Source organism: Streptomyces sp. NBC_01190 (genome assembly GCF_045039895.1).
GTDB lineage: Bacteria > Actinomycetota > Actinomycetes > Streptomycetales > Streptomycetaceae > Actinacidiphila.
In genome coordinates, this window is record NZ_CP108580.1 from 402,839 (window position 1) to 429,543 (window position 26,705).

Below are 26,705 nucleotides of genomic sequence, written 5' to 3' on the forward strand. Positions count from 1 at the left end.
AGGCGTTCCGGACCCGCACACGTGGGCCGTCCCGCTCGCCGGCCGCGATCCACCGCCGACCGGTGCTTCCTGGCTCGCACGCCCCCTGATCTCGACGCGTCGGCCCCGGTCGCGGCGGCGCCTGGTCACCCCCGGCTGTCCGTGCCCTTCAGCCCGAACTCCTCGGCCACCAGTTCGTAGGAGCGCTTGCGCGGCTCGAAGCCGTGGATCAGGGAGGTGAGCATGAACTCATCGGCCCGGGTGCGTTCCTGGAGTTCCGCCAGCCGGGCCCGTACGGTCTCCGGCGAGCCGTGGACGGTGTTGCCCAGCCAGCCCCGGACGAACTCCTCGTCTCGCGGGCGGTAGTCGTACGCCGCCGCGGTCCGCGGGGTGGGCACGGCCGTGGGTATGCCCTGCCGGGCGAGCGCCATCATCAGGGCGCCGGACCTGGCGAGCCCGAGGGCCTCCCCGTCGGTGTCGGCGCACACGACGTTGACGGACACCATGGTGTAGGGCGCGGCCAGGGCGTCGGAGGGCCGGAACGCGGCGCGGTACTTGTCGATGGCCGGCAGCGCGCGGGCCGCGTTGATGTGCTGCGCGGCGGCGAAGGGCAGGCCGAAGCGGGCCGCCACGTCGGCGCCGGAATCGCCGGAACCGAGCATCCAGACGGGTAGGCCCGTGGCGCGCGGCACCACATGGACGTCCTCGCGGGTGTACGGATGGTCGTCGGGAAAACCCTGGCCCAGGAACCCGCGAAGCTCCTCGACCTGGCGCGCGAAGGCGTCGGCGCCGGGATCCTCCTCGGTGCGGTGCAGGGCCTGGGCGATGCCGGGCAGCGCCCCGGGATTGCGTCCGACGCCCAGGTCGATCCGCCCCGGGTGCAGGGCGTTGAGGACGCCGAACTGCTCGGCGACCAGCAGCGGTACGTGGTTGGGCAGCATGACCCCGCCGGAGCCGAGCCGGATCGTGCTGGTGAGGCCGCCGAGATGGGCCAGCAGCACCGCCGGGGCGGGACTGGCGGAGGCGGGGAAGCTGTGGTGCTCGGGCACCCAGAAGCGGTGATACCCCAGCCGCTCCGCCGCCTGCGCCATGTCGGCGGTCTCGTGCAGGGCGGTCGCCGGGTCTGTTCCCTCGCCGACCACGGCGAGATCGAGGACGGACAACGGGGGGAAGATCATCGCGCGGCTCACTTCTCGGGGACCAAGGGCATAACCGGACCCGGAGGTCCGGTTACCTCGGCCACCGTAAACGGACCCAAGGGTCCGGTCAAGGCGGTCGGGTGCCGCTCGGCGGTGGGGTGCCGCTCGGCGGTGGGTCCGGCGAGCCGGTCAGGGCCGCAGTGAGTTGAGGACCAGCGTGCCGTAGCGGCGCCAGACCGCCGGATCCCGCTCGCCGAGGGCGATCAACTGGACGGCCGCGCCGCACAGCAGGACCTGGATGTCCATCGACGTCGCGTCCTGCCGGACGGAGCCCGAGGTCTTGGCGGCCGCCAGCAGTCCGGTCAGCAGCTCCGTGATCCGGACCGCGTCGGCGCCGACCGGGTCGGAGAGCACGTCCGCGAGGATCCGGTCCTCGGCCAGACAGGCGAACAGCTCGATGACATAGCCGCTCAGCGCCGGGTACGGATCCGGGAGCGCGAGGGCCGCCTCGGTGCGCCGCGCCAGCTTCTCGAACCCCTCGAGCGCGACGGCGGCGACCAGATCCTCCTTGGTGGGATAGCTGCGGTAGACGGTGGCCTTCCCCACCCCCGCCCGCTCGGCCACCTGCGGCACGGTCGCCTGCCGTCCGTGCTCGGCGAAGACCTCATGAGCGGCCATGATGATCCGCCGGTGGTTGCGGCGCGCGTCGGCGCGCCGGCGATCGGGCTGTCCCGCTCCGGTCGGCGACGGAACGGCGTTCGAGGAGCTCATGCGCCCAGTCTGCCCCACCACGCTTAACCCCCCACCACCATCGCGAAGGGAGCGCCCCGCCGGGTGCGCCGGCGAGTCCGCGCAGGTCAGAGGCTAGGCTTCGAGTGATCAGGGCCCATATGGGGACGAAGACACCCGGGCGCGGCGGAGGGAACGACGGTGACGGAAACCTCGACCAGGACGGGCAGTGCGGCCAGGACGGCCAGGACGGAGACGTCGGCGTCGGCGGACGCCGGGGATCTGGCCCGGGTGACCGCCAACTTCCGGCAGTACCTGGCGGGCTGGGGTGAGGAATGGCACGCCGAGGGTGACCTCGACCATTACCGCAGCGGGCTGGCCCAGCCGCAGTTCAACGGCGTGGTCCGGATCCGGTCCCTGGACGCGGTCGGACCGGCCGTGGCGGCGGCGCGAACGGACCTGGCGGGCGTGCCCTGGTGGTGGTGGGTGGGCCCGGACAGTCCCGAGGGCACCGCGGCCGCTCTCGTCGAGCACGGCGCGGTGGCGCTCGGCACGCTGCCGTTGATGATCCGGCCGCTCGACGGCGCCGCGGAGCCGGCCGGCCCGAGCGCCGACCCGAGCGCCGACCCGACGACCGACCCGACCGCCGGCCCGCGGATCGAGGTGGTCGAGGAACCGGGCCGGCTGACGGAGCTGGTCCGCACCTACAGCGCCTCCATGGGGGTCGCGCCCGGCTTGGCGGCCGATGTGGTGCGGATCGAGGCGGGGCGGGCGGACAACGCGGACATTGTCCGGCTCGCCGCGGTGCTGGACGGCCGGGTGGTCGGCACGACCGTGGTCATCGCCGCGCACGAGGTGGCCGGCGTCTTCCTCGTCCACGTCGCCGAGACCCACCGCCGGCGCGGCATCGGTGGAGCGCTCACCGCGGCCGCGCTGCGGGTCGGCCGGGAGCGCGGGATGCGGTCGGCCGCGCTGCTGGCGAGCCCGGCCGGCGAACCGCTGTATCGACGCTACGGATTCGCCGCCGTCTCCTCGTACCAGCTCTTCACCCTGCCGGTCTGAGCTGGGGCGACTGAAACATCCCTGGGATCGACTCACCCGTTCCGTATCGTTGCTAACAACTTGGCGTTAGCGTCATCAGCGATTCTGTGTTAACAATGCTAAGTGCGCTTTTCCCGCGCACGCCGCCCAGGCGCCGCCCCAGGCGGCGCCTACCCGCACCAGCCAAGGAGCACCAGCATGCGTGCTGCCATCGCCACCGCCGTCGACGCGCCCCTGACCCTCACCGACCGCGAGATCCCGGAGCCGGGCCCCGGCGAGGTGCTGGTCAAGATCAGCGCGTGCGGCGTCTGTTACTCCGACCTCAGCCTGGTCCGCGGCCACTACCCCTTCGCCCGCTTCCCGGTCATACCCGGCCACGAGATCACCGGCGTCGTCGCCTCGGTCGGCCCCGGCGTCTCCGCGCTGGAGCCGGGGCGGTCGGTCGGCGCCCAGTTCCTCTACGACTCCTGCGGCCACTGCGACTTCTGTGTGCGCGGTGAGCAGATCCTGTGCGTCAAGAAGCGCGTCACCGGAATCGTCACCGACGGCGGCTACGCCGAATACGCCCTGCTCAAGGCGGATTACGTCACCCCGCTCCCGGCGGGCATGGACCCGGTGTCCGCCGCCCCGCTGATGTGCGCGGGGATCACCGCGTTCAACGGCCTGCGCCAGGCCGGCGCCACGGCCGGCTCCCGGATCGCCGTGATCGGCTCCGGCGGGATCGGTTCGCTCGCGGTGCGCTACGCCCGTGCCATGGGCGCCCGGGTCGCGGTCGTCGGCCGGTCCGCGCGCGGCGAGGGGCGGGCGAAGGAGTTGGGCGCCGAACTCTTCATCTCCACCGCCGACGCCGATCCCGCGGCCGGGCTCAAGGCGTGGGACGGCGGGGCGAACGTCATCCTCAACGCCGCGCCCTCGAACGCCGCTGCCGCCGCGACCCTCGGGGGCCTGGCGCCCGACGGGACCCTGGTCCTCTGCGGCTACAGCGCGGAGCCCCTCTCCCTGCCCGTGCAGCCGATGGTCCTCAACCGTCTGCACGTCATGGGCTCGCCGTCCGGCTCCCCGCACGACCTGCGGGACACCCTCGCCTTCTCGGCCAGGCACGACATCTTCCCCGAGGTCCGTCCGATCGGCCTGGACGAAGCGCCGGCCGCGCTGGACACGTTGGGCGGCGGCGGCGCCGACGGGCGAGCGGTGATCACCTTCGACTGACCGGCACCGCGCCGGCCGCGCCATCCCGACCGGCCGGACCAGCCCGACCGGCCCGAGCGACACAGACCGACACGTAATGACACGGACCGAGCCAGGTCCGTATCCGAGAAGGGCAGCCGCTCATGACCACCCGTGACCGCATCCTCTCGGTGGCGATCGATCTTCTGGCGACCTCACCGGACGGCGACATCTCGACGCGGGCGGTGTGTGCGGCCGCGTCGATCAGCGCCCCCGTCCTGTACCGGCAGTTCGGCGACAAGGAAGGGCTGCTCGCGGCGGTGGTCGACCGCGGCTTCGACACGTATCTGGCGACCAAGCGGGAACGCCATCCGGGCGCCGACCCGGTCCAGGACATCCGGGACGGCTGGGACAGCCATGTCGCCTTCGCGCTGGCGAACCGCAATCTGTACCGGCTGATGAACTCCCCGGCCATGCGCACCCCGCCGGCGTCGGCGGCGGAGTCGCAGCAGATCCTCACCCGCGAACTCGAACTGGCGGCGCGGCAGGGGAAGTTGCGGGTCTCCCCGGCACTGGCCGCCGAGATGATCATGTCGGCGAACGTGGGGGTCGCGCTGATGCTCGTCTCCCGGCCCGCCATGTTCCGCGACCCGGACCTCTCACGGCGGGTGCGGGACGCCGTGCACACCTCGGTCTTCATCCCCGAGGTGATGCGCCCGCCGCACACCCACGGCACACCCGGAGACCGCCCGCCCGGGGCGTCCGCCGAGAGCGCGCCCACCGCCGCGGCCCGGCTCGGCGCCCTGCTCCGCCGGTCGCCGCCGACCACGCTGACCAGCGCGGAAACCGTACTGCTCGACGAATGGCTGGGACGGGTGGCGAACGCCCCCGACCCCGGCATCGACCCCGTCCCCGTCCCTGACCCGGCGCCCGGGGGCTGAGACCCGGCGCGCGGGAGGCAAAGAGCGGCGAAGGGCTGCTACCGCCGGCGCGCGATCGTGATGATCTCCGGGCTCGCCTCGGTGACGGGCGCCAGGTCCCACCCGCCGAACTGGGCCTCGATCCCGAAACCCGCCTCGGCGAGGAACGCGTTGACCGCTTCGGGGGCGAGGAAGCGCAGCACCTCGCTCAAGACGCGAAGCACCGTGCCGTCCGGGTCGGCCACGGTGCCGCGGATCGTGACCAGGTCACCGACGACGGAATCGACGTCGTGCCAGTAGCGCAGCGCACGTCCGGTCTCGTCCACGACGTCCACCCGGTCGTCCGGGTTCGCGGACGTCCACCGCTCCCAGGCCCTGGCCCGCGGATGCCGCGTGTCGAAGGCGAATCGGCCGCCCGGGCGCAGTGCTCCGCGGATCGCGGCGAGGGAAGCGCGTATCTCGTCGTCGGTGAGCAGGTTCTGGAAGGCGTGGCCGGTCATGGTCGCGAGGTCGAATCCCGCGCCGCGCTCGGCGTCCGCCGCCGTGCCCGCCACCCATTCGACGTCGGCCCCCCGCCGGGCCCGGTCCAGCGCGGCGCGGTCCGGGTCCAGGCCGGCCAGCCGGCCGCCGTGGCCACGCTCGCGCGCGAGCCGCAGCATGGCGCCGGTGCCGCACCCGACGTCGAGGACCGACTCCGCGCCCATGACCAGCGGGAAGTAGAAGCCGTCATCGGACCGCCGGTCGGGATCCCATGGGTTGAGCGTGTCGTAGAGCGCGGCGGTGTCGGCGTCGGAGAACATCACGACAGTTTCCGCTCGCTCCCGCTCCCCCGGCAATCGATTAACCACCGACCCCAGCCGTCCGACAACCGGACCGCGCGGCGGGGATTCGCGGCGATACCGTCGCTGCTGCTGGCCGACGAGGCGACCAGCGCGCTCGACCCGGAGACCACCGGCGAGGTGCTCGCCCTGCTGCGCCAGGTCAACCGGGACCTCGGTGTCACCATCGTGATCATCACCCATGAGCTGGACGTCATCCGCTCGGTCGCCGACCGGGTCGCGGTGCTGGACTCCGGCCGGGTGGTCGAGACCGGCACCGTCTACGGCGTCTTCGCGACGCCCGGCGCCGAGGCCGCCGCGCGCTTCGTCGGCTCGACGCTGCGCGACCGCCCGTCGCCGGAGACGCTGGCCCGGCTGCGGGCCAGGCACACCGGACGGCTGGTCACGGTCCGGGTCCGCGACCGGCCGGGGGTTCCAGACCGGGCTGGCCCGCGCCTTCCACGACCACGACGTGGCCGCCGACATCGTCTTCGGCGGTATCAGCGAACTCCAGGAACGGCCCGTCGGCAGCCTGACCTTCGAACTCACCGGCCCCGCGGGGGCCGTGGACGCCGCGCTCACGGCGCTGCGGACGGACGGCGTCGACCTCGTCGAGGAGAAGGAAGCCTGAGATGCGCGAGTTCACCTCCAATCTGCCGGTGTACCGGGAGGCGATCCGGCAGACCTTCTTCATCGTCATCGTCTCGCTCGTCGCGGGCGGTGTGCTGGGCCTCGCCCTCGGACTGGTGCTGTACGGGACCCGGCCGGGCAATCTGCTCACCCGCCGGCCGCTGTTCGTGGCGGTGAACATCCTGGTCAATGTGGTCAGGCCGGTGCCGTTCGTCATCTTCCTCACCGCGATCCAGCCGCTGATGCTGCACACACTCGGCACCACGATCGGGACCAACGCGGTCACCTTCGCGCTGTCGCTGTCGGCGGCCTTCGCCATCAGCCGGATCGTGGAGCAGAATCTGCTCACCGTCGATCCCGGCGTGGTGGAGGCGGCGCGGGCGGCCGGCGCCCGCCCGGTCGGCATCCTGCTGACGGTGCTGATCCCCGAGGCGCTCGGCCCGCTGATCCTCGGCTACACGTTCATCTTCGTGGCGGCGGTCGACATGTCCGCGCAGGCCGGGCTCTTCGGCGGCGGCGGCCTGGGCGACTTCGCGATCACCTACGGCTCGCAGCGCTACAACTGGCCGGTCGTGTACATCACGGTGGCGACGATCGTCGTCATCGTCCAGGCCGGCCAGTTCCTCGGCAACTGGCCGGCCCGCCGGGCGCTGCGCCGCTGAGCGCCGCCGCCGGACGACACGCTCGCCCGGCGGCCCGTCGGCCCCGGCACCCGGGGCCGACGGGCGGTCAAGCGGCGCGGGGCGGACCGAGGGCGAAGCGCGCGGGGCCCGGGACACCGTCGACGAGGTCGGCGGCGAGTTCGCCGATGGCGGGGGCGAATTTGAAGCCGTGCCCGGAGAAGCCGGCCAGTACGGTCAGCGGTCCCTGCCGGTCGATGACGAAGTCGTGGTCAGGGGTGGTCGTGTAGAGGCAGGTGACCGCGGCCGGCGCGGTGTGGTCGACGCCCGGCAGCCAGCGTTCGGCGTACGCCCGCAGTTCGCCGAGCGCCCGGGCGTCGACCGTACGGTCCCGGTGGTCCGGGTCGACGACGGGTCCGATGCCGTGGAAGCCGGCCTTGACCCCGTCGACGCTGCCCAGTCCGTAGACCCCGGAGCCGGGCGGCAGGCCGGCGCCGGCGTGGTGGATGAAGCTGGGCCAGTCGAGCGGGTTCGCCGCGGGGAAGTGCGCGGGCTGCTCCTGGGTGACGCGCAGGGCCGGCACCCCGGTGACGAGCCCGGACAGCCGGCCTGGAGCCCAGCCGCCCGCCGCGACCACGGCCGCGTCGGCGACGACCGTCTCCGCGCCCTCGGTCACCACCTCGACCCGCTCGCCGCGAACGGTCAGCCGGGTGACCTTGATGCCGTGCCGGACGCTCGCGCCGTGCTCGCGGGCCGCGGTCTGGAAGGCCGTGACGGCGTCATCGGCGTGCAGCCGCCCGGCTTCCGGATGGAAGAGCACGGTGGTGTCGGCGCGCAGTCCGGGCCACCGCTCGGCGACCTGACCGGGAGTGAGGGTCTCGACCGGGCGGCCGGCCGCGGTGAGCGCCTGGCGCAGGGCCTCGGTGGCCTCGGCGGGACCGTGGTCGACGGCGCCGGTGAGTTCCAGCAGCCGCCGCCCGGTCCGCTCCTCCAGCCGGCGCCACTGCGGCAGTGCCCTGACCGCCAGCGCCACGTAGAAGGGATCGGGGTAGGCCAGCCGGAAGATCCGGGAGCTGCCGTGCGAGCTGCCCCGGTCGTGCCCCGGCGGGAACTGTTCGTAAAGGGTGACCTGTCGGCCTCTGGCCGCGAGGTGCCAGGCGGCGGCGGAGCCCATGACTCCACCACCGACGACGACGATATGGGGCGGCATGCCGGATCGGCCCTCTCTGTCCTTGGCTGTTGCTGTTCTCTCCCCCGGCCGCGCGCCGCCGAGGGGTGCCGCCGGCCCGCTGACGTCGCCGTAAGCTAGGCGGCGGCCGCGAACGGTGTCAACGGCGTGCGGCCGGCGGGCCGACCAGCGGCGACGATGTTGACGGTGTTCACGCCCCGGCAACAGTCGGCGGGCCGCCGCCGTCCCGACGATCGATCACGGTTCGCCGTCAAGGGTGCTGAGCGAACGTCACAAACCGTGGTTACAGCGTGGTAAACAAACCGCTTATGCGGTCTGATTAGTCCTACGATCACTCTGGCGCCCTCGCGATCGACCGCCACGCGACCCCGGAGGCGGTCCCGGCCAGGCGGTGAACTCCTCGCCGGCACGTCGGCGCCGGCACGTCGGCGCGGGCACGCGTCAGAGCACCTGTCAGCACACCGGCAAGAGCACCTGTAAGAGACCGAGCGCAGTGAGCCGCCCCCTCCGCCGCCCTCTCACGACAGGACGTCAAGCATAGTGAACTACGTCAACCATTCGTCGGCAGGCCGTTCTCCCGGCACCTACGTCGTCATCGGCGAGACCCATCTGGCCAGCAGTGTCTGCGCCTCCCTGCGCTCGACCGACAACGAGGTCCTCCACCTGGCCCGCCCGGGTGACGAGGATCTGCGCGCCGCCATCGACCGGGAACCCGAGGGCGTGGCCGTCCTCTCGCACGACGACGTGGCCGCCCTGCGCTACGCCCTGGCGGTGGCTCACATCTCGCCCACCGTCCCGCTGATCGCCACCATCTTCGACCGCACGGTCGCCGACGAGCTCACCCGGCTGCTCCCCCAGTGCGACGTCACCTCACCGGCCGATCTCGTGGCACCGGCGCTGGTCGGCCCGTGTCTGGACCCCTCGGTGATCGCCGTACAACGGCACGGCGACCAGGTCCGCGCGGTGCGAAGACGCGCCGGCGAGCCGCGCGTCGAGGACTGGCATCCCCACCGGCAGGCCGGCTGGCGGGCGAGACTGAGCCGGATAACCAGCCAGATGCGCCCCCACGACAGCGGCACCCGCCTCCTGGTGCTCGGCATGATCGCGGTCTTCACGATGCTCCTCGGCGACTGGGCGTGGCTGGTCGGCCACGGCCGCCAGCCGGCCGAGGCGCTGTTCGACGCGGCGCGGGTCGTCGCGGGCGTCGGCCCGGCGACCGCCGCGCCCGGCGACCACGGCTACGAGGTGCTGGCCAGTGCCGCGATGCTCTGCACGATCGCCTTCACCGCCGTGTTCACCGCCGGCATCGTGGAGCGGATGCTCGGCCCGAAGTTCATCGGGCTGATCGGGCTGCGCACCCTGCCGCGGTCAGGTCATGTGATCGTCGTCGGCATGGGGCAGGTGGGGATGCGGCTGTGCATGGAGCTGCGGGCCCTGGGCATCCCGGTCGTCGGCGTCGAACGCGATCAGAACGCCGCCACCGCGCGGCTGGCGCGATCCCTGGGCATTCCCGTCATGATCGGCAACGGCGGGGACCGTTCGGTCCTCGAGCGGCTGCGGCTCGGCCACGCCCGGGCGCTGGCCGCCGTCGGCTCCGACGATCTCGACAACATCGCGGTGTCCATCGCCGCGCACGCCATCGCCCCCGACACCCGCGTCGTCATCCGGGCCGGGGAGCACGAGGCCATCGCGGAGACGCTGTCGCTCCTGCCGATGGGCACCGTCCGGGACGTCACCACCATGGCGGCCGCGTACGTGCTGGCCGGCTTTCTGCGGGCGCCCGCCAGCGCGGTCATCTCGGACCACCACGACATCTACGTCCAGCTCGCCGACGGCACCTTCGTCCGCACCTCGCTCACCGGCCGCGAACACTGCGGCCACGCCGCCAAGTCGACCGCCCAGAAGGACGACTGGGAGGCCAGACCCCGCGTCGCCAGGCTGGGGACCGGCTAAGGTCGGCGGGGACCCGGGCGGGCCGGACCGGGGCGAGCGGACGGGACCGGACCGAGGACCGCGTGCCGCCGCGTCGGCGCGGGTGGGCTCGGGGTCCCGGGCTCGGCGGGTGGCAGGATGCTTCCGGAAGAGATCACCGGGATCACGGGTGCGCGCGGCCTCCCGGTGCGATCGCGGGAGAGCCGAAGGAGCGCGATGAGCCAGCCGACCCCGACGCCTCAAACGCCTCCGGCGGCCCGGCGGAACCACCGGGTCGCCGTGCTGGTGCTGGAGGGCGCGAAGCCGCTCGATGTCGGCATCCCGGCCCAAGTGCTCTCGCACCGGCCGAGCATGCCGTACGAGGTGCGGGTCTGCGGCGCCGCGCCGGGACTGGTGACCGGCGGCGACGGCCTTTCCTATCACGTGGCCGAGGGACTCGACGCGTTCGAGCACGCCGACACCATCTTCGTCCCCGGCTACCGGGAGCCGGCCACGACCGAGCCGCCGGCCGCGGTCGTCGACGCGCTCACCGCGGCCCACCGCCGGGGAACCCGGCTCGCCGCCATCTCGACCGGCGCGTTCGCGCTGGCGGCGACCGGGCTGCTCGACGGCAAGCGGGCGACGACCCATTGGCACTACACCAGAGCGCTCGCCAAGAGGCATCCGCGGGTGCGGGTGGACGAGAACGTGCTCTTCGTGGACGAGGGCGACGTGCTCACCTCGGCCGGCGCGGCGTCCGGTATCGACCTGTGCCTGCACCTGGTGCGGCGCGACCACGGCGTGGGGCTCTCCAACCACGTGGCGCGCCGGCTGGTGGCGGCGCCGTACCGCAGCGGCGGGCAGGCGCAGTACGTTCCCCGGAGCGTGCCCGAGCCGCTCGGCGATCTCTTCGCCAGCACGCGTGAGTGGGCCCTGGCGCATCTCGCCGAACGGCTGACCCTCGGGTCCCTGGCCCGCCACGCGCGGGTGTCGGAGCGCACCTTCTCGCGGCGGTTCGTGGCGGACACCGGCTACACCCCGATGCAGTGGGTGCTGCGGGCGCGGGTGGACCTCGCCCGCGAGCTGCTCGAACGCACCGATCTGGGCGTGGAGCAGATCGCCGACCGGGTCGGGCTCGGCACCGGCGCCAATCTGCGGCTGCACTTCCAGCGCATTCTGGGTACTTCGCCGACGGAGTACCGCCACACGTTCTCGGCCTGACGGCGGCTTGACCCGCGCGAAGGCCGGCTGGCTCCGAGCGAACCGTGCCGCCGTGACGCTCGTGGCGGCGGTGGTGATGGCGGCAGTGCCACTGCCGGTGGCGAGATCCTTGCGGACGATGGCGAAATGTCTGGCGGCATCCTTGCGCACGCTGCCGTTCGAGCCACTGTCCGGGTGGCCGGCAGACGCCGACCATGGAGAACGAGACGAAAGGACCTCTCCATGACCCGCATAGCCGTCAACGGATTCGGCCGTATCGGACGCAACACGCTGCGCGCCCTGCTGGAGCGGGACAGCGACCTCGAAGTGGTCGCAGTCAACGACCTCACCGCCCCCGGATCCCTCGCCCATCTGCTCAAGTTCGACAGCTCGCTCGGCCGTCTCGGCCGCTCCGTAGAGGTCGACGGCGGCGACCTCGTGGTCGACGGCCGCCGTATCAAGGTGCTCGCGGAACGCGAACCCGCCAACCTGCCGTGGGCCGAACTCGGCGTCGAGATCGTGCTGGAGTCGACCGGCCGCTTCACCTCGGCGGAGGCCGCCCGCGCCCACATCCGGGCCGGCGCCAAGCGCGTACTGGTGAGCGCCCCGTCCGACGGCGCCGACGTGACGCTCGCCTACGGGGTGAACACCGAGGACTACGATCCCGCCGCGCACGTGATCATCTCCAACGCCTCGTGCACCACCAACGCGCTGGCTCCGCTGGCCTCCGTACTGGACGACCTGGCCGGCATCGAGCACGGCTTCATGACCACCGTGCACGCCTACACCCAGGAGCAGAACCTCCAGGACGGCCCGCACCGCGACCTGCGCCGTGCCCGCGCCGCCGGGGTGAACATCGTGCCCACCACCACCGGCGCCGCCAAGGCCATCGGCAGGGTGCTGCCCAACCTCGACGGCAAGCTGACCGGCGACTCGATCCGGGTGCCGGTGCCGGTGGGCTCCATCGTGGAGCTGAACACCACGGTGGCGCGCGAGGTCACCCGCGACGAGGTGATCGCGGCCTACCGGGCCGCCGCCGACGGCAAGCTCAAGGGCATCCTCGAATACGCCGAGGAGCCGCTGGTCTCCAGTGACATCACCGGCCTGCCGGCCTCCTCGGTCTTCGACGCCGCTCTCACCCGCGTCGACGGCAAGCACATCAAGGTGGTCGCCTGGTACGACAACGAGTGGGGCTTCTCCAACCGTGTCGTCGACACCCTCGAACTGCTCGCCCGCGCCTGAACGGACCCGAGCGGCCGTCCGCCCCGGCCCGCCCGTACGGTGCCGCACGCCTGCCTCGCCGCTCGGCCGCGGCGGCCGGCACTCCGCCCGCCGGGCGAGGCGCCCCGCCCGGCCGACCCGGCCGCACACACGACGGTCCATCCCCCTGCCGATCGCGGGGGTCGAGCGGATCCCGTCAGGTGGGGCCGGTCGGTCGGGAAACCGCCGGCTCAGGCGCCGCGCGGCGGCCGCGGGGGTGCGGGGTCGGGGGCGGTGTGCGGGAGGTTGACGCCAGGGATGTGCAGCGGTCCTGGGGAATCGATCTGCGGCAGGACCGGCGGGCCGTCGCTGCCGGCCGCTGAGGACGTTCCGGCGGGGGCGGCGGCCGGGTTGGACACCTTGATCGGGATGCCGCCCGGACCGCTGCTCCCGGCGGGACCGGCGGCCGGGGCGGCCGGGCCGGGCTGGCCGGCCGCCGGGTCGGAGACCTTGACCGGGATTCCGGGCCCGGTCCCGCTTCCCGTGCCGGACCCGGCCGGCTCATGGCCGCTCCCGGTGCCCGTACCGTGTCCGGCCGGGGCACCGTGCCCGGCCGCGGCGCCGGTGTCCGCGGGCTGCGTCCCGGCGGCCGGGTTGGCCCCGGGGCGGGGGACGTTGACGCTGGCGGCGGTCCGCGCCGCACCGGTCGCCGCGCTCTTGCCCCCCTTCTCCAGGATCTTGAGCGGATCGAGCGGCTCACCGTCGATCGCCTCGGCGGACGCCTCGTCGGTGGCACCGCCCACGCCGTGGATACCCGCGGACGCGCCGATCCGGGCGCCCTTACTTGTCCCGAACTTGCCGGCCGCGGCGACGACACCGCCGGCTCCGACGATCGCCCCGCCGATGGCGGCCCCGGCGATCTTACCGACGTCGAGACTGACCGGCTGCCCGTCGGCGACGTCTCCCACCGCCTCCTTGCCGGCTTCCTCGCCCGCGCCCTTGGCGGCGTGGGTGATGATGCCCTTGGCGACCCGGGTGACGGTGATCGGCTTGATCTCGTTGCTGCCGAGCACCTGGTCGACGAGGCCGTTGCCGATCTTGCCGCTCAGGCCGCCGGCCTTGCCCGCGGTCTCCCCCGCGTCACCGACGGCCCGGCTGCCGCCGGTCTTCACCAGCGGCCCGATGGACTTGGTGGAGCCGGCCGACGCCGCCACGCCTTCCTTGATGGAGCCGCCGCCGACCTTGGCGACGCCGCCCAGTTCCTTGGCGGCGACGGCCCCCTTGGCCGCGTCCCCGCCAAGCTTGCCGAGCAGCCCGGCGCCGGGCACCAGACCGATGAGTCCGGTCACGAAGTCGCCCAGGCTGAAGTTGCCGCTGGCGATGGCCGATATCTGGGTGATCGCGAACAGCGCGCCGCCGAGCAGCAGTCCGGCCACCGGGAAGAACACCGACACGGCGGCGATGAGCAGGCCGAGCAGGATCTGGACGAACGGGAAGTCCTTGAAGAAGTCGGAGATCTTCTGGAAGATGTTCCGCTCCGGGATCGCCTCGCCCGCCGCCCGGTCCAGCACGTCCGCGCAGGCGCGCTGCGCGGTCTCGCGCAGTGTCTTCGCCTGCTCGGCCAGGCTCTTGGCGGCGCTCAGTTCGCTCTTGCCCTGGTCGATCCGATCCTGGGCTGAACGCGCCGCCGAACGCTCCTCGTCGGTGGGGTCGTCCCCGAGGGCCGGCGGCGTCTGACCGGCTTTGGCCGAGGCGCTCTCGGCCTGGTCGACCGCCTTGTCGAAGGTGTCCTGGGCCTCTTGGAGCCGCGGGATGTAGTCGGTGTAGGCGCGGGCGGCGTCGTGGTAGGAGTTCATCGTCTTGGTCAGCTTGTCGGGGAGATCGTCGCCGATCTTCGCCTTGAGCTGGTCCATCGCCGAGCCGCGGCCCTGCGCGATGGTGCCGTCCTTCTTGATGATGTTGAGCGCCTTCTCCGCGGCGTCCCCGATGTCCTGGTAGCGCTGGAGGACGCCCCGGATGAGGTCAGGGTCGCCCGGTGTGGGGTCCTGGCCCATTCCCACCAGCGCGAAGTCCTGGCTGCTCGCGTGCCGCCTTGCCATGGTGTTCCCGACTCCCGCCGTGCGCCGCCGCCTGTCCTCTCCTACACGGACGGCGGCGGGCACCGGTTCAGATCAGTTCCGCGCCCGCCCGGGGGCGCGGACCCGACGCGGTCCGGAGAGACGGCGAGGCGCCAGGCAGGCCGGCGTTCCACCCGGCGCGTTCGACAAGGGGCCCGTGGGCTCGGGGTCAGGTGTGGAGCAACTCCACGGCGTCGCGCAGATGGCGCGCGCCCGCGCTCTCGAAGAGCGCCAGGGCCGGGGCGTTGTCCTCGTCGACCTCGGTGGAGAGTTCGGCGATCCCGGACCGGTGCAGTGAGCCGAGCACCTCGGTGAGCATCGCCCGGGCGATCCCCAGGCGCCGGTGGTCGGTCCGGACGGCCAGCAGACCGAGCCGCGGCCGCCGGGGCAGCGGGGCCACCCGGGCCAGGCCCACGTAGCGCCCGTCCCTGACCGCCACGGCGTACCGCGACGGGTCGAACACGCCGCCGCTCCCGTCCGGCCGGACCAGGACCTCCGCGGGCATCGACTGCCACCCGACGGGACCGACCTCGTCGCGCAGCGCCTGGTCCAGCGCGCGCAGCGGGGCTTCCGCGGCCTGTCCGACGGGCAGGACGGTCACACCGGGCGGCGGCGGCCGATCGAGTCCGGTGGTCGCCGGGTCGGTCGGGACGACGTACTCCCGTTCGCGCCGGTGGGGCACGAAGCCCACGCCCTGCCAGCGGGCCAGCACCTCGCGGTCGTCGTCGTCCACCACGGTGTAGACCGGTGCCGGGAGGTCGGCGAGCATCGCGTCCGCCAGCCGGTGGAAGACGTCGTCCTGCCACGAGTCGACGCTGAGGAACACCCGGCCGTCCGGCCGGTGCAGCGCGTATCCCCGCCCCACCACCTCGTCGTCGTCGAGAGCGTGCCAGTGCACTCCCTCCGCGACCCGGGCGATCACCATGCCGTCCCTCCGCATGAACATTTCCTCATGGTAGTTGCCGCCCGTCGCGGAAGGGGCTGCCCGGCGGCTCTTCTCCTCAGGCACCGACCACCCGGCGGTCAGGCACCGCCAGCCCGGCGGCCCAGCGGGAGGAGGTACTGGAGGGGGTTGTCGAAGTCGTCGAGGCCGAGCAGTTCATGGGCGAGGTCGTCGTGGAAACCGCCCAGCGTGGTGGTGGCCAGCCCCAGCGCGGTGGCGACGAGCACCAGCGTCTGGGCGAGATGGCCCGCCTCCAACAGCCCCAGGCGCAGGGCCCGCAGGCCGTAGCGCCGGCGCAGCAGCCCCAGGTCGAGGTGGAGGCCGAGCAGGGCCGGCGCGTGGTCGACGCCGATCCAGTCCGGGTCGTCGGCGGGCCGGGAGAAGTACGAGGAGAGCGGCTTGAGTTGTTCGACGGACGGCGCCGGGCCGACCGGCGCCAGGGTGCGCCGGCCCGGGACGCAGCGATAGGTACCGGCGGGCAGTCCCTCGACGTCGAGGGCGATCAGCGTCAACCGCACGGTGTAGAGCGCGCCCGCGCTCGGATAGGGCCGGTGGCTGAGCGCGCGCTCGGCGCCGTCGGCCGTCCGCTGCCGGGAGCGGTGGCTCTCGGCGTGCGCGTCCCAGAGCAGCGTGCCGAGTTGGGCGGCGGTCAGCGGACCGGTGAGGGGCCCTCGCGCGGAGGTACGGCCGGTCAGCGCGGCGTGCAGGGAGATGTCGGGGAGCGGTTCGGCCGGCAGCGGGATCTCCCCCGCCGGGCGCCCGGCGGGTCCGGTCGGCGGCAGGGACCGTACGGCGCTGTCGGCGTTGCGCCCGATCTGGAACTTGCTGCGCTCCAGATACTGCCGGTCGGGCGCGCGGTGCCCGGTGGGGAAGAACGACGGCGGTTCGCCCGCGTCCAGCAGGGTGCGCGAGACGAGCCGGCAGACGGCCCGCTCCTCGTCGGGGGTGACGCCAAGGCGGTTGAGCAGCATGTGCAGTTGGGAGCCCCAGATCCGCAGTGTCGAGGCGTCGGCCGGGCCGGCCACGGCGCCTGTCACGGCGCCGGTCTCACGCAACTGCCGGTCGGCGGACCGGACGTACTCGGCCCAGTCGCTCAGACAGGGGTCGGCGGTGCCCCGCTCCAGCGCCTCCTCCAGCGTCCGTGCCCGCCGGACCAGGCTCTCGTGCTGCCCCGCGTAGACGGAGTTGACCTTCGCGTGCACCATCTCGGCGGGCAGCAGGGCGACTTCGGTGGTCCAGCGCCAGCCGGCCGCGTGCCGTCGCAGCCACTGGGCGGCGGCCAGTCCGTCCAGGCCGAGGGCGCGGGCGGTGGTGTGCGCGAGGTCGGCGGCGACCGTCAACCGGGCCGCGCCGCCCGGTCTCCGGCGCAGGGCGTCGATCGCCACCCGGGAGGAGACCGCGAAGGTCCGTTCGGCGACCGGGAGGGCGAGCGGGCCGCCGTACCGCTCGATCTCCGGGACGTAGGGCACCGGGCGGACCTCGGCGTGCCGGGACGGCCAGGGACCGTCGACCGCGGCGCGGGCCTTGGCGAGGCGTTCCAGGGCGGAGGCGAGTTCGGCGGCGGCGGCCGTGGTGAGTCCGCGGACCCGGATCCGCAGGTGGGGACCGTCCTCGCCGTAGCGGATGAAGAACCAGTCCGCGGCCTCCCGGTCGGCCACCAGGGCGTCGAGCAGCGGCGCGAGGTCGTCGGTGAGGAAGGCGTCGGTCTCCTCGGTGCCGGTGTGCAGGAAGAGATGGAGGCCGCGCCAGCCGGCGGGGTCAGCGGGTGCGGGGCCGTCGGTCACGGGGTGTCCTCACGGAAACGGGTGCGGGTGGATGGCCAACTCGTCGTAGCTCAGGGGCCGGTCGGTGCGGCCCAGCCGGTAGGGGACCTCCAGCAGCCGGGGCAGCCCGCGGGTGCGGTGGTTGACGTGCCCGAAGGTCATCGGCAGCGAACCGGGCACCACCACCTTGGCGCAGTGCAGGCCGAGTCGCTCGCGTACGCCGGGCTCGTCCTGGGCGACGGCGATCACTTCGAGTCCCTGGGTCGACAGCCGCCGCACGGTCTCGGTCAGCAGCGCGGTCAGGTCCGTGACCGGGGCCGGCCCGCCCGGCCACACCTCGCGCCAGTCGGCCGCCGGGGCGTCGGAGACGAGGACGTCGAGCCGGGACTGGGTCTCCGGGAGGGTGCCGAGGCCGACATGGTCGTCGAGCGAGACCACGAGTTCGGGGGTGTCCACCATCGGGCGCAGGCGTTCGGGCCCGTGCGGGCGCTTGGGATCGAGCGCCCGCGCGGCGGCCTCGTGGACGTTGGTGACCACCTCGGCGACGGCGGAACGGATGGCGGCGCGCGGGTCGTGGTGGGCGCCCGCGGCGAGGAACGCCCGGGGGGCCGCCGGGTGGCCGCCCCGGTAGCGGCAGAGCGCGACGACCGCGGGAACACCGAAGTCGTTGGTGGCGTCCAGCAGGGTGAGCCGGTAGCCCGCCAGGGCCGCGCGGTCCGCGAGTGCGGCGACTTCGGGGTCGTCGGCGGGCACCGCGATCCGGCGCAGCGGGGTGGCGGCGTACCACGCCATCAGGAAGGCGTCGCGCTCGGCGACCTCGAACAGGCCGTAGAGAACGGCTTCTTGGCGGCTGTTGCCCAGGCCGCAGCCGTTGGAGGACTCGTAGACGACCCGGGGGCGGTCGGGCCCCGGCACGTCCCAGTAGGCGACGTGTTCCGGGACGGCGACGGGACGTCGGCGGGTGAGCGACCAGCCCTGTACCCAGTCGAGTTCGAGTCGCGGTGTGTACGGCACGGTGCGCGAGGCGGGGTGACCGTGGTGGGCGGGCTCCGGCAGGCCGAGCCGTTCCGGGTCGAGCGCCCGCTCGGCGCCCAGCGCGGCGAACGAGGCGCGCAGCACGGTGCGGTGCCCGGTCGGCCGCATCCCGGCGAGCCGTTCGACGCTCTCGAAGAGGGCCACCCGCTCGCCGCTCTCGAAGTCGGTGGACCGGCCGTAGCCGCCGTCGTCGAGCAGCCGCCCGTCGGTGACGAACGCGCTGCTCAGGCCGAAGACCGAGTGCTCGGACCTGATCAGCCGGCGGACCGGCCCGAAGCGCTCGTCGTACAGCGCGGCCCGCAGACTCGCGTTGCCGGTACGGGGGTTGGCGCCGCGCAGTACGGCCGGGTCGGGCAGCGGGCGCGGTACCTCGGGGATCACCGCGTCCTGTTCGGTGTCGGGCGGCAGCGGTCGGCACACCGCGCAGCCGCCGACGGGGCGGACCTGGTGGGTGGACCATGTGGCCCGGCCGTTGTGCACCACCTGGACGGTGGCGCCGGCCGCCGGTTCCGGCTCTTCGAGCAGCAGGTCAGCCGCCAGCGCCCCGATCGCCTCGGCCAGGGCGGGAGCGGGCAGCCCGGCCATGACCAGGCCGGGGCTCCGGTACGGCACACGGCCCCCGGCGGTGGCCAGCCGCTGGTACTCCGTACAGGCCAGGCAGGCCGCCGCCCCGGGCCGCAGCACCGGTCCGACCACCGTGAGCGCGCCGTCGAACCGCACCGGCAGCAGAACCACCGGGTGCTTGAGCGCGTGCCGGCTCAACTCAGCGCCGAGGGCGAGCGTCCACTCCGCCAGCACGACGACGGCGGCCCCCTCGGTGAGGGCGAGCGCGCGCTCCGCGTCCACCACCTGGACGCCGTCCGGCACCCTGATCGAGCCGGCGGCGGCGTCGCTGCCGTCGATGCCGCCGGGCACGAGGGTGATGGGCGCGGTCATCGCGGACCTCCGCAGGTGCTTGGCGTAGCCGCCACGAAAGCGGTGGGACCCGGGCGGGCGGGGCGGACGCCGTCCGGCCGGCGCGCACTCTGTTTGTGCCGCCCACCGGCGTTTCCCGCCCCGGTGGGGGTGCGGCGTCCCGCTCGGATCGGGCCACGGTGACCAGGCGGGCGGATCGGGCAGTTGCTGCCGCGCGCACCGGGCCAACTCCCCGGGCGGGGCGGGCCCTCGGCGGGGCCCGGCTCGGGAACACCGCTCGCTTCGGTCGGCGGATTCACTCGGCGCCGCCGGGCGTGGTCAGGATGGCGAAACCGCAGCCGTGCAGGGCGGCGGTGATGGCGCGGGCTTCGGGGTCGGGGTCGGGTCCCCGGGGGTTCTCTCGCTGGGGGCGGAGACCGGTGAGACGGCGGAGGGCCGACTGCAACGGGGCCTCGCGGGTGGCGAGTCCGGCCAGCCAGGCGGTGGTCCAGCCGTCGTCCTCCCAACCGGCGGATTCCGTACCGGCGGTGGCGATCGGGGTGACGGCGCCGCTGGGTGCGGTTTGCTGACGCACCGTCATTCCAGTGGCTACGGACTGCACATGGGCCGTCGCCGCCAGCGCCGCGAAAGCCGCCGCGTCACCCGGGGTCGCCTCCACCGCGACCCCGAGCAGCCGACCGGACGCGTCCCGGACGGTGGCGCGGCAGACGGCCTCCCCCGGCGCGAGCGGGACGACGCTCAGCGTCGCGGATGTGCAAAGCCGTACGGTGAGGGTGGTCCACCAGTGACGGGCCTGGGGGTGGGCGGCCCACTCCGCCGCCGGCAGCTCGGGCCCGGCCGGCCAGGGCAGGCGCGCGGCCTCTCGTCGCAGGGCACGTCCCCATGCGTGGTCGAGGTCCACGCCAACCGTGACCGTGGAGTCCGGTGCTGCCAGGCGCAGTTCGGCCGCCCGGCAGATCGCGTCGAGGCGGGCCAGGTCGACCCGAGCTGATCCGGCGCAGAGGGTGCCGCCCCGCACCGGGCAGGTCACCAGTGCCACCGGAAGCTGCGGCAACGCGCCCGGCGTCGGCGCCGGGAGCACCCCGACCAGCTCGTCACCGAGCGCCGCCACCCGCGCCAACGCCTCGGCAAGGGTGCCGGGGACGGCCGGCGGCGCCGAGCGATCCGCGTCCAGCAGGTCCGGCCCGAGCCAGGCGTGGTAGTCGGCCCGCAGCGGCCGGGCGCCGGCGACGAGGACCGCCGGCCGGTCAGCCAGAACCCGCTGGTCCTCGCCCTCCTCCGCCGGGTCCGGCAGCCCGGCAACCGCACAAACCAGCCGATGGGCTGCCGCCCCGGCAACCAGCGCGACCAGCGGCCCCTGCGGGTCTGGCAGAGCCCGCGCCTCCGGCAGGACAGACGGACCCTGCAAGTTGGACAGCTCCGGCACGGACGGGCCCTGCACGGCAGGCGGGACGGTTAGGGCGGACGCACCCGACACGACCGACGGGCTCTGCACGGCAGGCGCCGCCGGTAGGGCGGGCGGGCCCGACACAGCCGACGGGTCCAGCACGGCAGACGGCACCGGTAGGGCGGATCGGCCCGGCTCACCCCGGCCCGGCGCGGCAGGCGGCGCCGACACGCCAGGCGACGTCTGTAGGGCGGACGGTACCAACACGACCGACGGGCCCAGCACGGCAGACGGCACCGATAAGGCGGGCGGGCCCGGCTCGCCCCGGCCCGGCGCGACAGGCCGGACGGTTAGGGCGGACGCACCCGACACGGCCGACGGGCCCAGCGCGGCGGACGGCGCCGGCACGCCAGGCGACACCGGCAGGGCGGACGCGCCCGACACAGCCGACGGGCCCAGCACTCCGGACCGCACCGGCTCGCCCCGGTCGGGCGCGGAGTCCGAGCTCAGGCGCAGCCGGGCGGTGAGTGCCGTCGCGTCGGCCCGCGCCTGCGCCGGGCTGCCGGGGGCGGTGACGAATGCCGTGCCGCCCGACACGGCTGCGGCGACGGCGAGTTGGTGGCCCTCCCCCGGCCCGTCCGCGAGCAAGAGGATCTGGCCGGGCACGTCCCCTTCCTCACCGTACGAAGGCACTGCCCCGCTCGCCGTCAGCGCCCGCCCGGCGGCCTGCGCCAACGACCCTTCGGGGTCCGCCGCGAGTACGCGCACCCTGGCGGCCGCCAGCGCCGTCGCCGCCGCGCCCGGGTCCTCGGCGACCGCATGCAGCCACCGGGAGGCCACCCCCTCCGGTTCAGTGGTCTGGCGCACCAGCACGTCGTGCGCCCGTAGCTGCTCGATGACCGTGCCGAGCGCGGCCCGCACCGGGGAGCCGGCCGGGGCCTGGCGCGACAGTGCGGCCTGCTCGCCGGTGCGCAGCGCCTCCGCCAGGATCCGCCACAACGCCGGCAACGCCCGACTGCCTTCCAAAGTGACACTCGACCGCCACGCGCGCAGATGAACACCATCGCGCAGCGGCGTCACCCCGACCCCCGGCCGCAGCCGCCAACCCGCCAGCCCATCAACAGCGTCAAGCCCAGGACCCGCCTCCCCCGACCGCTCGCCCGCCCCGGTCACGACGCCCGCCCCAGGGAGGCGGCCCAGGCCGGGCGCCGCAACGCCGGCAACGCCCGGCTCCCCGCCGAAGTGGCACCCGACCACCACGCACGCAGCGGAGTGACCCCAACCCCAAGCCGCAACAACCAACCCGCCAGCCCATCGACCCCATCGGACCCGGGACCCGCCGCCCCCGTCACGACGCGCGCTCCACCGCGTCGACGACGGCGGTCACCTCGGTGCGCCACTCGTGGCCGGTGAGCGCGGGGACGGCCCGGATGACGAGGTAGGCGGCCAAGTAGCGCTCCAGGGGGGTGATGTCGCAGATGGCGAAGAGCCGGTACAGGCCGTTGGTACAGGCCCGGTAGACCAGGTAGGCGGGCCGGGTCCACATCGCCCCGGCCGGGTCGGAGCGGCGCAGCAACTGGTGGAACTCGCTGTAGCGCGTCCGCAGTTCGGGGTCCCAGCGTTCGGCCGCCGCCGGGTCACCGGTGGCGGCGGCCCGGGCCCGGTACTCGTGCGGATGGCCGGCGAGGTTCGCCCCGGTGGCCAGGCGCCCCTCGGCGAGCTGCCAGGCCGCCGCCGACCAGGCGGCCCACTCCCGTTCCCACCCGGCGGCGCCCCCCTCGGCGATCCGGCCGACGAGAGCGGTCACCGCTCCGCCCACGCTCTGCCACCGGCTGTCGAAGGCCCGCCGGAGCCGCCCGTCCTGGTCGTCGTGGACGAGGAAGTCCTCAAGATGGGAGATGTAGGAGTAGTGGCCGCCGACCAGCCCGCCGGGATGGCCCGCCGCGTGCGCCGCCAGCGCCGCGACGGCGACCTGGAGCCGGGCCGGCGCGCCGTCGCCCTGCTGTGCCAGGAATCCCGACGCGGCGCGCAGCGCGGGCAGCCCCAGGTGCAGCAGGTCGTTGCGCAGCGTCACCCCGTCCGCGCCGATCAGGGCCCGCAGTTGGGCGAGGTCGACGCGCTCGACCCGTACGGTGTTGTCGGGCAGTACGGGGCCGTAGGGCGGCGCGATCAGCTCGGCGCGGCCCGCCTCGGCCGCCTGGGCGAGCAGTTCCGCGGTGCTCAGGCCGGCGGCCGAGGGGTGGTCGTGGATCCAGCCTTGGACGGCCGCCGCGCCGTCCGCCGCGGCCCGCGCCACCTGGTCGGCCGGTCCGCGAAGCCGCAGCCGCAGGTGCGGGCCGTGCAGCCAGTGGCGCTCCACGTGCACGGTCAGGCCGCGCGCCGAGCAGCGGTCGGCGAGCGGCAGGAACGCCTCGCGCAGCAGCGGGCCCTTGACCGGTTGGTGGTAGTAGGCGACCACGTCGCGGGCGGCGGCGTCCCGCGGATCGGCTGCGGGCTCGGTCACGGTTGTCTCCTGGTCGGTCCGGTCGGGCGGGACCCGGGCGGTGCGGACGGCCGCCCGGCGCGGTAGGTCTCCAGTACGAGTTCGACGGCCCGCCCGGCCCGGTCCCGGCCGCCGGGGGCGGGGAGCGCCTCCTCCAGTACGGCGCCGTCGGGGTGGCGGGCGAGCCACTTGGCCAGCGAGCGCAGATGGAGCGCGTTGCCGAGGTCCACGAACTGCGGCTTGGGCCGCCCTACCTGGCTGAGGAAGTCCTCGGCGGGCCGGCCGGCGGCGACCGCGGGCGCCGGGTGCAGGAAGAGCTGTTCCGGCAGGCCCAGCAGGACGCGCCAGCGGGCGGTGACGGCGACCGGTACGCCCGGCTCGGCGGTGAGGTCGGCGCGCAGCGCGTGGACCACGCCCGCCGGGAGGTGCCAGCGGCGGCGATGGAGGACCACGTGGCGGTGGCGCAGCCGGGGTGTGCGGATCACCCGGCCGCCCGGCGCCCGCGTGGCCGACTTCGGCAGCAGTGCCCGGAAGTCGACCATGCCGCCCGGATGGTCGCAGAGCAGCGGCGCGATGCGCAAGGGGAGCAGGACGGGAGCGAGGAAGCCCTGGTACAGCACGTCGAGCAACTCCCCGGTGGCGCGCAGCCGCAGCCGCACCTGATCGCTCGCCTCGTCGTGGACGAGGTCCACTTCGGGCTCCCCGACGGAGGCCCAGGTGCGGTCGGGGCCGATCTCGTCGGGGACGAGCAGCGGATGGAGGTTGGCGTTGAAGCCCCCGACGGGGCGCACTTGGGCGGCCCTGGCTTCCGCGCCGAGTCCGCGGCGGATCTGCCGGGCCACCTCGGCGGTGGCCTGTGGCGGCAGCGCGTCGAGGAAGCGGCTGCTGAACCGGCCCCAGCCGCCGTAGACATGGTTGACGCAGAGCAGTCCGTCCGGGGTGCCGCGCTGGAGGAAGTAGGCGTAGCTTACCGGGCGTTGGAGCATCCAGTGCGGCAGCCGGTCGCCGAGGCCGCGGATCAGCCCGGTCGGCAGTACGACATCGGCATCCGCGGCCGGGCCGCCCTCCCCCGTGGCTTCCCTCGTGGCTTCCCCGGCGCCTTCCCCCGTGCCGTCCGGGCCGCCGCGCACCGCATCGGCCAACGCGGCCCGCAGCGGGATGAGTTCGGCGCCGCCGGTCGGAAAGCGGCCCTGGTCCGCTGGAGCGAGGGCGGCCAGTCGGCCGGCCTCCTCCCAGGCCGTGGCGACCTCGCCGCCGAATTCCCACGGATGGCGGCAGACGCCCCCGGTGCCGTAACGCGCCACGAAGCGGTCCCGGGCGCACCGCCGCATGAGGTGGCCCACGTCGAAGAGTTCGGCCAGCGCGGTCAGTTCGCCCAGCGCCTGGTGATCGGCGGCGCCGAGGCAGCCGTCGAGCGGGACCGGCTCCGGGGCCACCACGTCCTCGGAGAGCACGGTCAACGAAGCGGAGCCGGCCGGCACCGGGCTGCCCGCTTCGGCCAGCAGGGTGTGCCAGCGCGCCGAGACACCCGCCAGCAGCGCGGGGCGCAGCCCGGGCCGCGTCGCCGCCAACTCCCGTGTCGCACCGGCGATCGCGTCGATCCGGTCGGCCAGGGCCGCCTCCTCGGGCGAGGCGCTGTCCGACCCGGCGCGCAGCCACCGGGCGAGGCCGGCCAGCGGGTCCGGGTCCTGCGGGTCCACCGGGTCGGAGGGGACCAGCAGACCGGCCTCGGTGAGGCGGTGCAGGAACACCGACGCCGCCGTGCCGCCCGACGCGGTGTTCAGCGCGTCCGCCAACTCCTCCAGCGGAGAAGGCTTTTCGGTGCGCGAGACGATGAGGTCCAGGGCGGCGCTCGCGCCGAGCGCCACCTCGTCCTCGGTGGTGATCAGATAACGGCCGCCGGCGAACCGCACCCGGCCGGCGGCGAAGGCCGCGCGGCCGTCGGCGATCCGCGCGCTGCTGGCCATCCGGTGCGGAAGGGTGGCGCGGCGGCGCGGATCGGCGACCAGCGCCTCGGTCAGGGCGGTCACCAGCGTCCGGTTGGCGCTGACCACCGAGGTCAGCGCGGCGACCGGCAGTCCGTCCCCGTCCCAGACGCCACGCCCGCGTTCGGCGCCGGCACCGGCACCGGCACCGGCGGCAGCGGCAGCGGCAGCGGCAGCGGCAGCGGCACCAACGGGTAGGGCGCCCCAGCCGACGGCGGTGAACCACGACAGCGGGCTCGTCCTGGTGCCCGCCCGTACGACGTGCCGCAGCACGCCGGGCTCCTCCTTGCGCGCTTTGCGGTCGGCGGCGCCGGTGCCCGCGCGTTCGACGGCCCGCAGCAGATCGGCGCTGGTCAGCGCCACCGCGCGGCCAAGCGCGGGTTCCCGGCAGAGCGCCGCCAGGGCTTCGCGTTCGGCGGCGAGCGCGTCGTCCGCGACGGCGGGCAGCCGGGCCAGCAGGGCGGCCCGGCGACCGCGGAGGGTGAGCCACGTCGTGAGCTGCGGCACCCGTTCCGGCAGGTCACCGAGGCGGTCCAGCAGTGCGGGCCGCGGTTCGCGTCCGTTGTGGAGCGCGCGGCGCAGCGGCAGGACCACATCGCGGTGGAAGGTCTGGGGGTGCCCGCCTTGGGCGTCGTGGAGGCTGTCGCACAGCGCGGGCAGCAGCGCCGCCGTCTCGGCCTCCAGCGCGGCCAGTTCGGCCAGTTCGGCACGGAACACGGCGGCGGGCGGGCTCTGGGCGGGATACCGCAGCACGGTGGCGCGCAGCAGGGCGTAGGGCGCGGACCGGACCGTATAGCTGGTGCAGCCGCTGTGGCTGGTGCAGCCGCTAGGGCTGTCGCCGTTGCCGTCGGCGGTGGGGTGGTGGTCCGCGGTGCCGTGGCAGCCGTCCGCGGCGCCGGACCCTGCGGAGTGCGCCATGACAGTCGTCCCGTCTCCCGTCGAGGTGGCGGCTGCGGTGGGTGGAACGGGCCGGCGGGCCTCCTCGGCGAGCCGCCGCGCCCGGCGCGACGATCACGGGTCGCACGGAGCTCTCGTGCGACCGTGACCGTCAACAGCGCTCAGCGCGCCGTCCGGTACGTGGTCGGGTAGGGCCTCCCGCGGTCCCGGCGAGGACCGCGGCTGTGGTCACGGAGGCGTACCGTCCCGGTGGATCCGGCCGGCCTTACTCCGCGATGGGCTCGATCAGCCGTGCCTCAGCACACGAAGAGGAGCCCTGGCAGGAGCAGTTGCCCCACGAGGCGCCGTTCTCGGGGAGCGCGACCGTGTCGCGCATCGAGGTGACGGTGAGGTCGCTGAGGTCCAGATCCTGGAGGTCGAAGCTCACGTTCTCGGTGGTGTCTTTTTCGGACATTGCGTTCTCCCTGGTTGGTGGGCACGTTGGCCGAGGTGCACCGTCGGTGGAACCGGGCGGTCCGCGGGAACCGCTGGATCTGAACGCCGCTCGGGAACGATTCTGGACCGAACATGGCCGGATTGAGCGAGCATGGCGGGGAATTGCCGGTGGCCAGATCCGGTTGCGGCGATGAAATCACCGC

Annotated in this window: 21 protein-coding genes; 8 read left to right on the forward strand and 13 right to left on the reverse strand. The window is 74.3% G+C overall.

The window, feature by feature from the left end; genetic code table 11:
• Positions 1 to 125 precede the first annotated feature (125 nt).
• Both OG519_RS01760 and OG519_RS01765 read right to left on the reverse strand, forming a co-directional pair.
• The gene (locus OG519_RS01760) at positions 126 to 1,157 is read right to left on the reverse strand and encodes an LLM class flavin-dependent oxidoreductase (RefSeq protein ID WP_405577728.1); all 1,032 of its coding nucleotides are present in this window, start codon (positions 1,155 to 1,157) and stop codon (positions 126 to 128) included.
• 150 nt (positions 1,158 to 1,307) lie between these two features.
• Positions 1,308 to 1,889 carry a TetR/AcrR family transcriptional regulator gene (locus OG519_RS01765; RefSeq protein WP_405577731.1) on the reverse strand — a complete coding sequence of 194 codons (582 nt, stop codon included), beginning with the start codon at positions 1,887 to 1,889 and terminating at the stop codon, positions 1,308 to 1,310.
• Positions 1,890 to 2,048: 159 nt separating this feature from the next.
• Here OG519_RS01765 and OG519_RS01770 point away from each other — a divergent pair, with 159 nt between their 5' ends.
• From OG519_RS01770 to OG519_RS01780, 3 genes are all read left to right on the forward strand, one after another.
• Positions 2,049 to 2,909 (forward strand): GNAT family N-acetyltransferase, encoded by an 861-nt coding sequence (locus OG519_RS01770; RefSeq protein WP_405577733.1) that lies wholly within the window; start codon positions 2,049 to 2,051, stop codon positions 2,907 to 2,909.
• A gap of 177 nt (positions 2,910 to 3,086) precedes the next feature.
• The gene (locus tag OG519_RS01775) at positions 3,087 to 4,097 is read left to right on the forward strand and encodes an alcohol dehydrogenase catalytic domain-containing protein (protein WP_405577735.1); all 1,011 of its coding nucleotides are present in this window, start codon (positions 3,087 to 3,089) and stop codon (positions 4,095 to 4,097) included.
• Between the two features lie 122 nt (positions 4,098 to 4,219).
• Entirely contained in the window at positions 4,220 to 4,996 is a 777-nt protein-coding gene (locus OG519_RS01780) for a TetR/AcrR family transcriptional regulator (RefSeq protein ID WP_405577737.1), read from the forward strand.
• 38 nt (positions 4,997 to 5,034) lie between these two features.
• Here OG519_RS01780 and OG519_RS01785 read toward each other — a convergent pair whose 3' ends face one another.
• Positions 5,035 to 5,775 (reverse strand): class I SAM-dependent methyltransferase, encoded by a 741-nt coding sequence (locus OG519_RS01785; RefSeq protein ID WP_405577739.1) that lies wholly within the window; start codon positions 5,773 to 5,775, stop codon positions 5,035 to 5,037.
• A gap of 299 nt (positions 5,776 to 6,074) precedes the next feature.
• Positions 6,075 to 6,200 carry a hypothetical protein gene (locus OG519_RS01790; protein ID WP_405593193.1) on the reverse strand — a complete coding sequence of 42 codons (126 nt, stop codon included), beginning with the start codon at positions 6,198 to 6,200 and terminating at the stop codon, positions 6,075 to 6,077.
• Between the two features lie 38 nt (positions 6,201 to 6,238).
• On the opposite strand from OG519_RS01790, the gene OG519_RS01795 reads away from it, so the two are divergent.
• Together OG519_RS01795 and OG519_RS01800 are read left to right on the forward strand one after the other, a co-directional pair.
• A complete protein-coding gene (locus OG519_RS01795; protein WP_405592402.1) occupies positions 6,239 to 6,424 on the forward strand; it encodes an NIL domain-containing protein in 186 nt (61 codons plus the stop codon).
• Between the two features lies 1 nt (position 6,425).
• The gene (locus OG519_RS01800) at positions 6,426 to 7,085 is read left to right on the forward strand and encodes a methionine ABC transporter permease (RefSeq protein ID WP_405577740.1); all 660 of its coding nucleotides are present in this window, start codon (positions 6,426 to 6,428) and stop codon (positions 7,083 to 7,085) included.
• A 67-nt stretch (positions 7,086 to 7,152) separates the two neighbouring features.
• Here the strand turns inward: OG519_RS01800 and OG519_RS01805 are convergent, their stop codons facing one another.
• Positions 7,153 to 8,253 (reverse strand): FAD-dependent oxidoreductase, encoded by a 1,101-nt coding sequence (locus OG519_RS01805; protein ID WP_405577742.1) that lies wholly within the window; start codon positions 8,251 to 8,253, stop codon positions 7,153 to 7,155.
• A gap of 519 nt (positions 8,254 to 8,772) precedes the next feature.
• Between OG519_RS01805 and OG519_RS01810 the strand changes: the two genes are divergently transcribed.
• The 3 genes from OG519_RS01810 to gap all read left to right on the forward strand — a co-directional run bounded on the left by OG519_RS01810 (position 8,773) and on the right by gap (position 12,585).
• Positions 8,773 to 10,185 (forward strand): potassium channel family protein, encoded by a 1,413-nt coding sequence (locus OG519_RS01810; RefSeq protein WP_405577744.1) that lies wholly within the window; start codon positions 8,773 to 8,775, stop codon positions 10,183 to 10,185.
• Between the two features lie 195 nt (positions 10,186 to 10,380).
• The gene (locus OG519_RS01815; protein WP_405577746.1) at positions 10,381 to 11,364 is read left to right on the forward strand and encodes a GlxA family transcriptional regulator; all 984 of its coding nucleotides are present in this window, start codon (positions 10,381 to 10,383) and stop codon (positions 11,362 to 11,364) included.
• Positions 11,365 to 11,586: 222 nt separating this feature from the next.
• A complete protein-coding gene (gap, locus tag OG519_RS01820; RefSeq protein ID WP_405577748.1) occupies positions 11,587 to 12,585 on the forward strand; it encodes a type I glyceraldehyde-3-phosphate dehydrogenase in 999 nt (332 codons plus the stop codon).
• Between the two features lie 209 nt (positions 12,586 to 12,794).
• Here gap and OG519_RS01825 read toward each other — a convergent pair whose 3' ends face one another.
• The 8 genes from OG519_RS01825 to OG519_RS01860 all read right to left on the reverse strand — a co-directional run bounded on the left by OG519_RS01825 (position 12,795) and on the right by OG519_RS01860 (position 26,521).
• Positions 12,795 to 14,642 carry a hypothetical protein gene (locus tag OG519_RS01825; protein ID WP_405577750.1) on the reverse strand — a complete coding sequence of 616 codons (1,848 nt, stop codon included), beginning with the start codon at positions 14,640 to 14,642 and terminating at the stop codon, positions 12,795 to 12,797.
• Between the two features lie 187 nt (positions 14,643 to 14,829).
• Positions 14,830 to 15,606, reverse strand: a complete 777-nt coding sequence (locus OG519_RS01830; protein ID WP_405577752.1) for a GNAT family N-acetyltransferase — start codon at positions 15,604 to 15,606, stop codon at positions 14,830 to 14,832.
• A 77-nt stretch (positions 15,607 to 15,683) separates the two neighbouring features.
• Positions 15,684 to 17,387 (reverse strand): thiopeptide-type bacteriocin biosynthesis protein, encoded by a 1,704-nt coding sequence (locus OG519_RS01835; RefSeq protein WP_405577754.1) that lies wholly within the window; start codon positions 17,385 to 17,387, stop codon positions 15,684 to 15,686.
• 9 nt (positions 17,388 to 17,396) lie between these two features.
• Entirely contained in the window at positions 17,397 to 19,337 is a 1,941-nt protein-coding gene (locus tag OG519_RS01840) for a TOMM precursor leader peptide-binding protein (protein WP_405577756.1), read from the reverse strand.
• A 274-nt stretch (positions 19,338 to 19,611) separates the two neighbouring features.
• On the reverse strand, positions 19,612 to 21,729 hold the full coding sequence (locus OG519_RS01845) for a hypothetical protein (protein WP_405577758.1): 2,118 nt from the start codon (positions 21,727 to 21,729) through the stop codon (positions 19,612 to 19,614).
• 322 nt (positions 21,730 to 22,051) lie between these two features.
• Positions 22,052 to 23,206: a hypothetical protein gene (locus OG519_RS01850; RefSeq protein WP_405577760.1), complete on the reverse strand. Its 1,155-nt coding sequence runs from the start codon at positions 23,204 to 23,206 to the stop codon at positions 22,052 to 22,054.
• Positions 23,203 to 26,088, reverse strand: coding sequence for a lantibiotic dehydratase (locus OG519_RS01855; protein WP_405577762.1), 2,886 nt, complete (start codon positions 26,086 to 26,088; stop codon positions 23,203 to 23,205). The genes OG519_RS01850 and OG519_RS01855 overlap by 4 nt, the downstream gene beginning before the upstream one ends.
• A gap of 244 nt (positions 26,089 to 26,332) precedes the next feature.
• Positions 26,333 to 26,521: a thiazolylpeptide-type bacteriocin gene (locus OG519_RS01860; RefSeq protein WP_405577764.1), complete on the reverse strand. Its 189-nt coding sequence runs from the start codon at positions 26,519 to 26,521 to the stop codon at positions 26,333 to 26,335.
• Positions 26,522 to 26,705: the final 184 nt, after the last annotated feature.

Coding starts and splice junctions, on each gene's coding strand:
- OG519_RS01760 (WP_405577728.1), bottom strand. CDS start 1,157: ATGATCTTCCCCCCGTTGTCCGTCCTCGATCTCGCCGTGGTCGGCGAG.
- OG519_RS01765 (WP_405577731.1), bottom strand. CDS start 1,889: ATGAGCTCCTCGAACGCCGTTCCGTCGCCGACCGGAGCGGGACAGCCC.
- OG519_RS01775 (WP_405577735.1), top strand. CDS start 3,087: ATGCGTGCTGCCATCGCCACCGCCGTCGACGCGCCCCTGACCCTCACC.
- OG519_RS01780 (WP_405577737.1), top strand. CDS start 4,220: ATGACCACCCGTGACCGCATCCTCTCGGTGGCGATCGATCTTCTGGCG.
- OG519_RS01785 (WP_405577739.1), bottom strand. CDS start 5,775: ATGTTCTCCGACGCCGACACCGCCGCGCTCTACGACACGCTCAACCCA.
- OG519_RS01800 (WP_405577740.1), top strand. CDS start 6,426: ATGCGCGAGTTCACCTCCAATCTGCCGGTGTACCGGGAGGCGATCCGG.
- OG519_RS01805 (WP_405577742.1), bottom strand. CDS start 8,253: ATGCCGCCCCATATCGTCGTCGTCGGTGGTGGAGTCATGGGCTCCGCC.
- OG519_RS01815 (WP_405577746.1), top strand. CDS start 10,381: ATGAGCCAGCCGACCCCGACGCCTCAAACGCCTCCGGCGGCCCGGCGG.
- gap (WP_405577748.1), top strand. CDS start 11,587: ATGACCCGCATAGCCGTCAACGGATTCGGCCGTATCGGACGCAACACG.
- OG519_RS01825 (WP_405577750.1), bottom strand. CDS start 14,642: ATGGCAAGGCGGCACGCGAGCAGCCAGGACTTCGCGCTGGTGGGAATG.
- OG519_RS01830 (WP_405577752.1), bottom strand. CDS start 15,606: ATGTTCATGCGGAGGGACGGCATGGTGATCGCCCGGGTCGCGGAGGGA.
- OG519_RS01840 (WP_405577756.1), bottom strand. CDS start 19,337: ATGACCGCGCCCATCACCCTCGTGCCCGGCGGCATCGACGGCAGCGAC.
- OG519_RS01855 (WP_405577762.1), bottom strand. CDS start 26,088: ATGGCGCACTCCGCAGGGTCCGGCGCCGCGGACGGCTGCCACGGCACC.
- OG519_RS01860 (WP_405577764.1), bottom strand. CDS start 26,521: ATGTCCGAAAAAGACACCACCGAGAACGTGAGCTTCGACCTCCAGGAT.